We start from the raw sequence: 13,043 nt of genomic DNA, 5'->3' as shown, positions 1-13,043 counted from the left end.
CTCTCACCTCATTTTTGTTTATGACACTTTATCTAATTTTATAATTTTGTACTTTTCATTATAATTATACCACTTAACTTTTGAAATTCAAAAAATAATTTTTTCAAACAAATTTAACTTCATTAAAGTACGATTACAACCGTATTTTCTTCTGGTATTGTATTGTCGCCTTCTTTTTCCTTGCTATTTCCGTTTATCCAATTTACTATATATTCAATTTGGTCATCATAATGTCTTACACATTTATGTGATTCTCTGTAAGTCCCAATTTTACTAGCTGTATATGCCTTAGCTCCTTCTCCAGCTCCAGTATTTACTGGTATTCCATGAAGATAAGCTCCTCCACTAAATCTAACAGCATAGTTTGCTTGTCCTCCGATCGCTAAATCAGGTCTTCCTGGTAACACTTTGTCTCCTGGTCTTGCGTGTCTTGTAAATAGCATATACGGTCTTGTGAACGATACTAAAAATGCTCCATGTGGCGTAGCATAAGAACCGACACCATCATCTTTTCCTGTCGTTACAAACGAATATGACATAACCTCGTATTTCCCGGTTTCTGGATTTCTTTGGAAAAGAACTTCATTTTGACTGTCAGGATCAATTGCTATAAATTTATTTACAACTTTATCTATCTCGATTTTTTTAGACACTTCTCCAGTTTTCTCAACATAATAAGGTCCACCATAAAAAGGCGTTTCTATTTTCAACATTCCTTTTTCTTCGCCTAAAATTCTAAAAATTGTTTGGTCTGGAATATTTATAAAATCTCCTTTTTTATCTGGATTAGTATAACCTCTAACACTTTGGTTTTCTCTGTTTCCAAATTTATCAGCTTTACTATAAACATCTTTTGTTAATGGCTTATATTCTGTAATAATATGTAACTCTTGATTACTATTTTTACTTTCTTCTATAAATTTATTAAAAGTTTCTATTTTTTCAACCATTCTATCCCAGTAAAATCCTCTTTCTGAAACATTATCACCTTGAGATTTTATAAATCCTTTAATTGTAGGTTCTTTAACCTTTTTTTGTACTTTTTTCCCATTAGCATCTTTTGTTACTTCAGTTTTTTCCCTCGTTAACTCTGTATAATACCATTTTTGACCATTTTTATCAATTTCAAATAAAATTTTTGGTTTTTCTTTGTAAGCTAAACTTGCTAAATTTTGTGCATTATCATTAGGTGCTGCCTTCATTGCAGTTCCTTTTTTTATAAATAAAAAATTATCTAAATTATCAGGACCATTTTTTTTGTATTTAATTTTACTAAAATCTATATCATCATTTCTATTATCTGTTACAATTTTTACATACCTTACTTCATTTGCTTGAAGATCTTTTGAATATTCATTAAAATATTTTTTTACTAAATCAATTTTATCTTTAACTTCCTTCAAATCAAACACATCATTTTTCTTATCAAAAGTTATTTGATATGCTAATTTATATCCTCCATTTTGTTGAGTATAAATCGAATATACATCTTCTATTTCTAAATTATTCAACTTATAATTGACAACTATTTTTTCTTTAGCTCCATCATTATTCAAATCATACTCATAAACATTTTTTTCATACCCTTTAACTTCAAAATTTTCTGAGTAATCCTTCGGTACATCTACTTTTGAAACTTCACTCGATATCCCAGCACAAGTGATAAATAAATTAGCCAAAACAAATATTCCCGCTTTTATTTTTAAAATTCTCTCTTTCATTTTTCCTCCATAATTTCCTCAATTTATTTAAAATTGTGAACTAATTTAATTTTGATTCTAGGGACATCAACTATGAAATCTTTTTTCAATTTTACTTTATGTTCTAAATATTTTGCGTTATCCCTTTCTCTCAATTCTACATTCTCTTTTTAATTACTTATTATATCATATTATTTATTTTTTATCGACCTTAAAATTTTCTTTTCAAAATTCCCAATTTTTATTTAATTTTTTCAAATTCATTATTTGCAAAATCTAGGATATTCTTCCTTGATCGCATTATAAATTCTCTCTAAAACTTCCTCAATATATCTCGTAGGCACCGCCAAATTAATTCTCTCAAATCCAGAACCAGCTTTTCCAAAAATGTATCCTTCATTAAAAAACGCATTTGCCTTTTTTGTCATAAATGCCTTTAACTCTTCATCTTTCAATCCTAAATCCCTAAAATCAAGCCATTGTAAATAAGTTCCTTCAATTAATGGAGCTTTAAATCCAATAAACTTTTCTTCAAAAAATTGTTTTACCAACTTTTGATTTTTATCCACTAATTTCAAAAACTGATTAAACCATTCTTCTGCTTCATTATACGCCAACTCACAAGCCTTAAATCCAAGTGCCGCAAACACATGTGAACCATCTTTCGTCATTTGAGCTTCAAACTGTTTTCTCAATTTCTTATTTTTAATAATAATATTCGACACTCCAATTCCAGCCAAATTAAAACTTTTAGTAGGCGCAGTACAAGTAACTGTTATCTCTGCCAATTCATCCGATAAAGTCTGCAAAACAGTATGCTTAAATCCAGGCATCAAAATATCACAATGAATCTCATCAGAAATAATTATCAAATTATTCTCCAATGCAATCTTTCCTATCTTTTCAAGTTCTTCCCTTTTCCAAACCCTTCCAACTGGATTATGCGGACTACACAAAATCAACATTTTATTATTCTCATCTTTTGCAAACTCTTCAAACTTCTCAAAATCAATTTCATAATATCCGTCAGTTTCAATCAATCCACAATCGACAATTTTTCTATTAGAAGATTTAATCGCATTATAAAAAGGATAATACACTGGCGTAAAAATAATCACACCCTCACCTTCTTGTAAATAAGCCTTCACTCCTGTATAAAGTGCCGCAACTACACCACTCGTACAAACAATCCAATCTTTTTCCACTTCAAAATTATGTCTTCTCTTCATCCACGAAATAACCGCTTCATAATATTTGTCAGTCGCTCCAGTATAACCTAAAATCGCCTCATCAATATATTTTTTCAATCCTTCTCTTATTTCAGGAGCAATCTTTAACTCCATATCCGCCACAGAAAACGGAACAATATCATCTGATAAATCAGGCATTTCTCTGTACATTGCTTCCCATTTAAATGAACCTTGTCCTTTTCTGCTTAAAAGTGTTTCAAAATCGTAATTTTCTGACATTTTCCAACCTTTCTATTTATTTTATTCAGTTTCTGCATCTTCATCAAAATTCTTTTCTAAATACAGTAATCTATTCATTGTTTCTGTTTCCAAATCACTTGCTGAATATTCTTTTAATATATCTGGATATTCTTTTAGCACGTGCAATACTTTTGAATAATATTGTTTTGCAACTTTAATATTTTTATTTTCCTCATAGTAATTTCCAACATTAAATAACGCTAATGGATTTGATTTTTCTGCAGCTTTTAAATAAAATTTTATAGCTTCTTTTTCATTTCCTTCTTTACTATAGATGTTAGCAAGATTATTCATAGCTGTTGTATGTCCTCTCTCAGCTGCTTTCGCATACCATTTTTTAGAATCTTCCATTCTTCCTTGTTCAAATGCAAAAAGCCCTAACTCGTACATTGCCACAACATGATCTTTTTCTGCAGCTTTTTTTAACCACGTGTCAACTTCTCTTGTATATTCACCTGTTTCTGAATAGATTGATAAAGCATAATTATACATAAACTTACTATCTCCAAACTCGCATCCCTTTAAAATATATTCTTTATATTTTTCCTTATTTCCCTTCTTTTTATTTAATATTGCTAAATTATAATAACATTCCTTTATCCCATATTTTTCAACCAATATTTTTAAATATTTTTCAGCTTTATCAAAATCTCCACTGGTTAGATAGACATTTGCTTGACTGTTATAAACATTTATTAATTTTTCAATAGCACTTTCTTTAAGATATGGGACTTTTTCTATCACTTCCTGAAAATACTTCTCAGCTTTTTCAAAATTTCCAATTTCATAATAAACATACCCTAAATTATATTTTGCTTCTAAAAATCCTAATTTTTCAGATTCTAAGTACCATTTTTCAGCCATTTTATAATCTTTTTTATTAAAATAAAGATTTCCTAAACTTAAAAAATCTTCTCCTCTTTTAGCTTCATCTTTTTCAATTAATTCTCTAAATTTTTCTATATTTTCTGTTGTTTGATAAAGATTGAATAATTTATCCTTTGAATCAGGACTTCCATTTTCCAAAGCCATTTTATAATATTTTTCAGAATTTTCAAAATCACCTTCAACAAAATATGCATCACCTAAACAATTAGGAGCATACTTATCATCTTTCTTATTTTTTAATATTGTAAAATTTATTTCTTTCACTTTATCATAATTATCTTGAAACATATAATAATTTGACATGTAGGCTAATACATCATAATCTTCCTTATCATCAAGTTTATTGTACCATTCCAGCATTTTCTCTTCATTATTATTTTTTGCATAAAATATAGCAAGACTTTTCTTTGCTATGTTTTCTCCTTGATTTGCAGCCTTTAGACAATATTTTTCATACATTTCATCATCTTTATCCATATAAAAAGTAGCCAACATTGTTGAAGCAGGAGGAAAATAATCTTCTATTCGCTCAAAATACAATTTTGAAACTTCTGGATAAAGTTCCCTTGTATCCATTCCCAACTTCATCATCTCTTCAATTTGCTCTTTTGTTAAATTTTCCCCTGCTTTATCAATATGCTCCTTAGCAATCTTCAAATATTTTTTCTCTTCATTATTTTTATTTCGAAATTTGTCAACTATTTTTCCAAATACACCCAATCAATTCACCATCCTTAAAACAAAGACGGAAACAGCACTAACTTTTTTCAGTCATCCTGTTCCGCCTTAATATTTCAAAATTTTAATTTTTTAGAATAACCCAGAAATTACTCCATGTTCATCAACATCTATTAATTCAGCTGATGGTTTTTTAGGTAATCCTGGCATATCAATGATTGTTCCTGCCATTGCTACTAAGAAACCTGCTCCTGCTGATAATCTAACTTCATTAATTGTTATTTTAAATCCTGTTGGTCTTCCTAACAATTTAGGGTCGTCAGATAATGATTTTTGTGTTTTTGATACACAGATTGGCAATTTGTCATATCCTAATTCTACGTATTTTTTAATATTATTTAATGCTTTAGTTGTAAAGTTTACTCCATCAGCTCCGTAAATTTCTTTTGCAATTTTTTCTACTTTTTCTTGAACAGTTAAATCTAAATCGTATAATGGTTTGAATTTAGTTTCAGATTTTTCATTTTCATCAATTGCTGATAAAACTTTTTCAACTAATTCTTTTCCACCTTCTCCACCTTTTTCCCAGATTTCACATAAAGCTACTTCTACACCTAATTCTTTGCAATAATCTCTAATCACTTGAACTTCAGCATCAGTATCAGTAATAAATTTATTAATTGCAACAACTACTGGAACATTATATTTTTGCATACTTTCAATATGTCTTTCAAGGTTAACCAATCCTTTTTTCAATGTTTCAATATTTTCAGTTTTCAAGTCTTTATCTCCACCGTGATGTTTCAAAGCTCTAACAGTTGCAACGATAACAATTGTATTTGGATCTAAATTTGCTTTTCTTGATTTTATATCTAAAAATTTCTCAGCACCTAAATCTGCTGCAAATCCTGCTTCTGTAATTGCATAATCTGATAATTTCAAAGCCATTTTTGTTGCTAACACTGAGTTACATCCATGAGCAATGTTCGCAAAAGGCCCTCCATGAATAAATACAGGTGTATTTTCTAAAGTTTGAACTAAATTAGGTTTTATTGCATCTTTTAACAATGCAGTAACTGCACCTTCTATTTTCAAGTCTTTTACTTTTAAAACCTCACCTTTTCTATTGTACCCAAATACAATTTCTCCAATTCTTTCTTTCAAATCAGAAATTGAAGTTGCTAAACAGAAAATTGCCATAATTTCAGACGCCACTGTAATTTGGAATGAAGACTGTCTAGGAATTCCATTTAATCTTCCACCTATTCCAATAACAATATCTCTCAATGCTCTATCATTCATATCAACTACACGTTTCCAAGAAATATTATTCACATCAATATCCAATTCATTTCCATGATTCAAATGATTATCAATACAAGCTGAAACTAAGTTATGAGCCGCTGATATCGCATGTAAATCACCAGTAAAATGCAAGTTTATATCTTCCATTGGTACAACTTGTGACATTCCCCCTCCAGTTGCTCCACCTTTCATTCCAAAAACTGGTCCTAATGATGGTTCTCTTAACGCCGCTATTGAATTATATCCAAGTTTATTAAATGCTTGTGTTAATCCAACTGTTACTGTTGATTTCCCTTCACCTGGAGGTGTTGGAGTGATTGCTGTCACTAAGATTAATTTCCCATCTTTTTTATCTTTATTTTTTTCTAGTACTTCCAAGCTAACTTTTGCCTTATATTTTCCATATTGTTCATAATCATCCTCTGTAAGTCCTATTTTTTCCGCAATAACATTAATTCTTTCCATTTTCGCCTTTTGAGCTATTTCTATATCTGTCATTTTTTCCTCCTAAAAAAATAAATTTATGATTTAACAATATGAGCTTGTGCATATATTGTTTTTCAACTATATTATACTAAAAAAAAGCTATCTAAGTCCAGTCTTTTTTATCACATTTCTTAAAATTATTATTTTTTTGTATTCATTTCATTTGTATAACTCAATATTAACTAAATTTTAATGAAATTATATTAGATTTCTTTCTTTTTAATGATAAAATTATTTACTAAATAAATATAAAAGAATTATCAGATATTTTTGATTTATCTGAAAAAGAAAGGATTTTTTAATTTATGAGAAAAAAAGGATTTTTTACATCTGTCCTTATGTTACTGGCTATGGTTCCAGGAAATTTACATGCAAAAGCGAAAGCAAAGAAAATTACAAAAAATAAGACAAGTTTGGCACATAAAGGAACAAAACATTCTACAAAAAAAAGAATATCTTCAGCAAGTTCTTCAGGTATGTATTCAACAACTAAAAACAACAGATCTCCAATTGTTACAAAAAAAATGAATGAGCTTAGAAAATATCATGAAAAAGTTCTTCATTCAGGAACTCCTGCTCAAAAAAAGAAAGTTTTTGCTCAAAAAAAATTATTGGCATCTTATAATAATTGGAAAGGTACAAAATATGCTTGGGGTGGTGATTCTAAGAGAGGAATTGACTGTTCTGCATTGACACGTAGAGTTTATCGTGAAGTTTATCATAAAGAATTACCTAGAGTTTCTACTCAACAAGTTAAGTTAGGAAGAAAAGTCGCTACAAAAAATTTACAGCCAGGGGATATTTTATTTTTTAAACCAGGAGGAAGAACGAATCATACAACCGTTTACGTTGGAAATTCATTGTTTATTAATGCTTCATCTTCTAAAGGTGTGGTTATGTCTTCTTTGAAAAGTCCTTACTGGAAAAAATATTATAAATATTCTGTTAGAATAAACAAAAATACTTAGAGATTACCTCTCTAAGTATTTTTTATTCTATATTATTTACACCCTTTTAAATTTAAGTAATATCATTTTTTTCCCAGAATTATAAACATAATCTAAATTTTCAAATTTATCAAATGTTTCAAAATTGAAATTTGTTCCATAAAGTTTTTCTACATATCCATCGAAAAAGCTTGAATCTACAACTATTCTTAGCTCACGTGTTTTAGGATTGTACTCATATTTTGTATTCTCAAAATAATTTAATTTGTCTGTAGGTACTGGCAACACTTCAAATTCACCATTTTTCATTTTAAGAAATTCTGAGAAAACTTTTACTAAACTATTTTCATAAACTTGTATACTTGCATATTCAATACTTTCAATTATTCTAATATCTCTATTGCTTTCATCATTTTTAGAATATTGATAATACGAAGCAAAATGAAAATAAATAATTATTAGCATAAAGAAAATTATTCCTCTTAATGGTATTGAAATATTATCTTTTATTCCAATTGATTCTAAAAATACTGCAATTACTGAAGTTACTAAATGTGAAATTATTAAAATCAAAATAATATTGCTACTTTTGAAAAAAGCTTCAAGTTTATTCGAATACATTCTTTTTCTTTTATATTTTATTTCTTCATTTAATGTTTTTCTTATCATTTTCAAATCATAAATATCTACTGGCTCATCACTTTCCACTATATTTTTTCCTATTTGATATTTAAAAATTTGATTTAATTTTTCTTCGTTAACTTTAGCTTCTCGTATCGTATTCTTTATTTCTTCATCCTCAAATTTGTTTATTTCATGTCTTATTTTCAATCTATAAAACAAATGAATAACAAGTCGTACTAATACTGTTGATGCAAGGAAAAACACAATAGAAATCACGGCAACATCTACAACTGATTTTGTAATGTCCACTTCTATGCTTTCTTTTATTATTTCTGCAAAAAGAATACGATAAATCCATTTTGTTATAAAAATACTCACTAATTCCGTTACCAGTATTCCAATAAAAACTATCCAAAAATACAACCCTCTAAAATTTAACCCCATTTTTTTGTCAAATTTATTACTCTCATTTAAAAAATATTTTAAGTCCATCTCATTTCCTTTCCTAAATCTCTAGTTGCTAAAACAATGTTTGCTGATTCGTTGCTGATAATTCAGGTATACATTTATTTTCTTTTAATAATTCTACAACTGTTTTATTTAATTTTGTTCTCTTCGTTAAGTCTGCCAATGATAAAAATTCTCCTTTTTCTCTTTCCTCTACCACATTTATTGCAACTGCTTCTCCAAGACCATCCATTGCAATCAATGGCATTCTAATTTTACCATCTTCAATTTTAAATGATTTTGCTTCCGATTTATAAATATCTATTTGCTCTAACTCAATTCCTCTGTAATGCATTTCAATCAAAATCTCATACAAAAATAGCTCTTGTTTTTCTTTTGGATTCAAATTACCTTTTTTATCCATTTCAAGTTTAGCTTTTTTCAAGTCGTCAACAGGTTTAAACATCATTGTCATTTTGAAATCACTAACTTTTCTATTTAAAAATGCTGTATAAAATTCAATTGGATAATGAACTTTGAAATAAGCAATTCTAACTGCCATCATTACGTATGCTACAGCATGTCCTTTTGGGAACATATATTTTATCTTTTCACATGAGTCAATATACCATTGCTGAACGCCGTGTTCTTTCATTTTAGTCGAGTATTCAATCCATTTTTCTCTATTTTTCGTAGGCTGACCTTTTCTGACAAACTCCATTATACTAAATGCTAACGATTTATCCAAACCATCATCAATAAGTTTATTCATAATATCATCCCGAACTGTTATAATTTCACTTAATGTCGCAGTCCCACTTCGCACATAATCTTGAGCATTATTTAACCAAACATCCGTTCCATGTGAAAGTCCTGATATTCTTACTAATTCCGCAAATGTTTTTGGTTTTGTATCAACTAACATTTGTTTTACAAAAGATGTTCCAAACTCAGGTATTCCCGATGTTCCAGTTGGTGAGCCAATATCTTTTGCAGTTACTCCTAAGGCTTCAGTACCACTAAATAAACTCATTACCTCTTTATCATCAAGTGGTATTGTGTATATATCAACACCTGTCAAATCCTGTAATATTCTTAATGTTGTTGGATCATCGTGTCCTAATATATCTAATTTTACCAATTGTTCGTCCATTACGTGATAATCAAAATGTGTTGTTTTTGAAGTAGAAGTCATATCATTTGCAGGTCTTTGTACAGGACAAAAATCGTAAATTGATTTATCGTGTGGAACTACTATCATTCCACCTGGATGCTGTCCAGTAGTTTTTCTAGCACCTTCACAACCTTTTGCAATTCTTGTAATTTCCGCTTTTCTCTTGCTAATTTCTGGCGTTCCTTCTACTTCTTCAAAATATTTCTTCACATAACCAAACGCATTTCGCTCAGCCAAAGTAGAAATTGTTCCCGCCCTAAATACATTATCTGAACCAAACAATTCTTCAGTATACTTATGAATTTTTGATTGATATTCTCCAGAAAAGTTCAAATCAATATCTGGAACTTTATCTCCATTGAATCCCATAAATACTTCAAATGGTATCGCATGACCGTCTTTTATGTATTTTGTACCACATTTTGGACAATCTTTATCAGGATAATCGACTCCACTTCCTTCAACCATCATAAATTCTGTGTGTTTACATTTTGGACAACGATAATGAGGATAAAGTCCATTAACTTCGGTAATTCCCATCAAATATGCAACAATGGAAGATCCAACCGAACCTCTTGAACCAACTAAATATCCGGCTTCAACTGATTTATTCACCAATTTTTGTGCAATCAAATACAATACTGCAAATCCGTTTCCAATAATCGAATTTAACTCTTTTTCAACTCTTTCTTTCAAATGATCTGGAATATCCTCACCATAAAGCTCTTCCAATCTCCTATAAGACATTTCTCTAACCTGATCTTCTGCTCCATCAATCTTCGGAGGATAAAATCCTGTTGGAATCGGTCTTACATGCTCAATCATATCATTAATCTTATTAGTATTTGCAACAACTACTTCATAAGCAATATCTTCTCCAAAATAGTCAAATTCCTTCAACATTTCATCAGTTGTTTTAAAGAAAAGTTTCTTATCATAAGAAAACTGTCTTCTTCCCATTCCACTTCCTAATACTAAAACACTTCTATTAATAGCTTCTCGTTCTTCAAGATAATGACAATCTCCTGTAGCAACCACAATTTTTCCTAACTTTTTACCTAATTCATAAAAATATTGATTCATCTCTTTAATTACTTCTATATTGTCTATTTCCCCAGTTTCAACTGCATCTACATAATTCGATAATGGATAAATTTCTATATAATCGTAAAATTTAGCTTTTTCCTCAATATCTTCTTTTTCTGTTCCACGAAGATATAATCTCGCCAATTCTCCACTATTTTGAAACACAATAGAAGCTGAACTCGCTAACAACAGGTTTTCTCTCATTTCGTTTAATAATGTTTTTGGAATTCTTGGTTTTCTATTTCCAAAAAATTCAATATGAGATTTTGAAACTAATTCATATAATGTTTTTAATCCAGCTTGATTTTTTACTAAAATCATTGTATTTTGAGTATCTGCATTTTGGATATTTGTTTGTAAAGTTGTATTTATTTCTGATAATTTCAATATTTTACGACCAAGTACCATATTTAAAAATTTCTGAAACATTTCAGCAGTTGCCTTTGCATCATCGACCGCTCTATGGTGATTTTCCAATGAAATTTTAAAATAATTGGCAATATTTTTCAATCCAAATCTTTTTTGATCTGGCAACAATATTCTAGCCCAATGTAAAGTATCAATAACACTTGGCGAATAATCTAACCCCAATCCTTTTGCTTTTTGATTCACAAATCCAACATCAAACTTCGCATTATGAGCTACAACAGTCGAATCTCCACAAAATTCTAAAAATTTTGGCAATACAACTTCAACTGTTTCAGCATCTTTTACCATTTCATCTGTGATACTTGTCAATTTTGTAATATTCTCTGGTATCGGAATTTCAGGATTTACAAAAACAGAAAAATCATCAATTATTTGGTTACCTTTCAGTTTAACTGCACCAATTTCGATTATTTTATCCTTAAAAGGATCCAATCCTGTCGTTTCCAAATCGAACACAACATAAGTCTCTTCTTCAATATTAATATCTTTTGGCTTCGTAATCATTTCTTGCTCATCATCTACAACATAAGCCTCTATTCCAAAGATTATCTTAAAATCTTCAGTCGCTTCCTTATACGCAAATGGATACGAATGAACTACTCCAAAATCAGTAACTGCCACTGCACTATGACCAAATTCTTTTGCCCTTTTTGCTAAATCTTTAGCAGACATAACTCCACTCATTTCACTCATATTTGTATGTGCATGTAACTCAATCCTTTTTTTCTCAGCATTATCCACTCTTTTTACATCTTTTGAAGGAATCTTATCCACTCTTTTTGTATTAATTATATATTCTTGCGTAAATCTATCCGCCTCAAAAATACCAATTACTTTTACCCAATCTCCAACTTTTATTTCCAAGTCTTCATCTGGTTTCAAAAAAATTCTACAACTTATTGAATCACTATAATCTGTAATCAGAAAATCATACATCAAATTTCCATTTTTAGTTTTCTTTATCTCTAATCCAAATATTTTCCCTTCTAATGCCACATCCTCTCCAGCATTCAAATATTCAAGAGCACTAAAAGGACTGGCTTTTCTATCCTCAGTGTTTGATCTATATTTATTTTTATTGTATGAAGTTGTAGTTTTTGATTGATTTTGATTTGAAGTCACAGGTTTTGGAATATCTTTAGCTTCAACTGGTTTTTCAAGATTATTAAAATGTTCCGCCAAATTTTTTCTCAATTCCTCAAAATCTCCAGTCGTCAATTCAACTTTTCTCTCTTCATCAGCAAACACTTCCGAAATTTTACTACTCAATCTATTAACAATTGGAGATTTTTTCACTTCTTCTACCATATGCTCGGCTGGTAACTTAATATAAAGTACCTTTTCAATATTATCCACTTCATAATTTGCAAATAAATATCGATATCTCTCACTCTCAAACTTATAATTTTCAATATTAAATTTCACATATCCAATTACATTATCTTTAATAAGTTCAGGCTTAATATCATATTCCACTCTCAACGTCAATCCATTACCAAAACTTTTATACAAAAGTTTCCTCAAATCCTCAATCTCCCTATCTGCGTTATAATTATTTATCTTCAAATGCAGTTCAATTATTTTTTTCTCAGAATACACACTAAGGCTATCTATCTCAAAACTTTTCATACTGTATTTGTCTAAAAAATTATCCGCCGGTTTTATTTTCATGTACCTTGCCATTTTTCCTCCCTTTTTACATTTTTATCCAAAACATTAAAAAATTTTTTCCACATTTTATTATACAAAACTTTTACTCTTATTACAACATTTTATTTCTAGAAAATTC

The 13,043-nt window shown here is 29.3% G+C and carries 7 protein-coding genes; 1 reads left to right on the top strand and 6 read right to left on the bottom strand.

The window, feature by feature from the left end; all coding sequences use genetic code 11:
* Positions 1-122: 122 nt before the first annotated feature.
* The 4 genes from J4863_RS03535 to J4863_RS03520 all read right to left on the bottom strand — a co-directional run bounded on the left by J4863_RS03535 (position 123) and on the right by J4863_RS03520 (position 6,559).
* Positions 123-1,721, bottom strand: coding sequence for a L,D-transpeptidase family protein (locus J4863_RS03535; protein ID WP_211619086.1), 1,599 nt, complete (start codon positions 1,719-1,721; stop codon positions 123-125).
* Positions 1,722-1,963: 242 nt separating this feature from the next.
* Complete coding sequence (locus tag J4863_RS03530; protein ID WP_211619085.1) at positions 1,964-3,169, bottom strand: MalY/PatB family protein; 1,206 nt, start codon at positions 3,167-3,169, stop codon at positions 1,964-1,966.
* Between the two features lie 21 nt (positions 3,170-3,190).
* On the bottom strand, positions 3,191-4,798 hold the full coding sequence (locus tag J4863_RS03525; RefSeq protein WP_211619084.1) for a tetratricopeptide repeat protein: 1,608 nt from the start codon (positions 4,796-4,798) through the stop codon (positions 3,191-3,193).
* A gap of 90 nt (positions 4,799-4,888) precedes the next feature.
* A complete protein-coding gene (locus J4863_RS03520) occupies positions 4,889-6,559 on the bottom strand; it encodes a formate--tetrahydrofolate ligase (RefSeq protein WP_211619083.1) in 1,671 nt (556 codons plus the stop codon).
* A gap of 293 nt (positions 6,560-6,852) precedes the next feature.
* On the opposite strand from J4863_RS03520, the gene J4863_RS03515 reads away from it, so the two are divergent.
* Positions 6,853-7,515 carry a C40 family peptidase gene (locus tag J4863_RS03515; protein WP_211619082.1) on the top strand — a complete coding sequence of 221 codons (663 nt, stop codon included), beginning with the start codon at positions 6,853-6,855 and terminating at the stop codon, positions 7,513-7,515.
* 36 nt (positions 7,516-7,551) lie between these two features.
* Here J4863_RS03515 and J4863_RS03510 read toward each other — a convergent pair whose 3' ends face one another.
* Together J4863_RS03510 and J4863_RS03505 are read right to left on the bottom strand one after the other, a co-directional pair.
* On the bottom strand, positions 7,552-8,610 hold the full coding sequence (locus J4863_RS03510; RefSeq protein ID WP_211619081.1) for a hypothetical protein: 1,059 nt from the start codon (positions 8,608-8,610) through the stop codon (positions 7,552-7,554).
* Between the two features lie 28 nt (positions 8,611-8,638).
* The gene (locus tag J4863_RS03505) at positions 8,639-12,937 is read right to left on the bottom strand and encodes a PolC-type DNA polymerase III (protein ID WP_211619080.1); all 4,299 of its coding nucleotides are present in this window, start codon (positions 12,935-12,937) and stop codon (positions 8,639-8,641) included.
* Positions 12,938-13,043: the final 106 nt, after the last annotated feature.

It is taken from the genome of Leptotrichia sp. oral taxon 221 (assembly GCF_018128245.1).
Lineage (GTDB): Bacteria > Fusobacteriota > Fusobacteriia > Fusobacteriales > Leptotrichiaceae > JABCPH02.
Note: the sequence above shows the minus strand (reverse complement) of the source record. Positions and strands in the feature narration are given on the sequence as shown.

Excerpts from the sequence above, each read along its gene's own strand:
- J4863_RS03535 (WP_211619086.1), bottom strand. The coding sequence starts at position 1,721 with ATGAAAGAGAGAATTTTAAAAATAAAAGCGGGAATATTTGTTTTGGCT.
- J4863_RS03530 (WP_211619085.1), bottom strand. The coding sequence starts at position 3,169 with ATGTCAGAAAATTACGATTTTGAAACACTTTTAAGCAGAAAAGGACAA.
- J4863_RS03520 (WP_211619083.1), bottom strand. The coding sequence starts at position 6,559 with ATGACAGATATAGAAATAGCTCAAAAGGCGAAAATGGAAAGAATTAAT.
- J4863_RS03515 (WP_211619082.1), top strand. The coding sequence starts at position 6,853 with ATGAGAAAAAAAGGATTTTTTACATCTGTCCTTATGTTACTGGCTATG.
- J4863_RS03510 (WP_211619081.1), bottom strand. The coding sequence starts at position 8,610 with ATGGACTTAAAATATTTTTTAAATGAGAGTAATAAATTTGACAAAAAA.
- J4863_RS03505 (WP_211619080.1), bottom strand. The coding sequence starts at position 12,937 with ATGGCAAGGTACATGAAAATAAAACCGGCGGATAATTTTTTAGACAAA.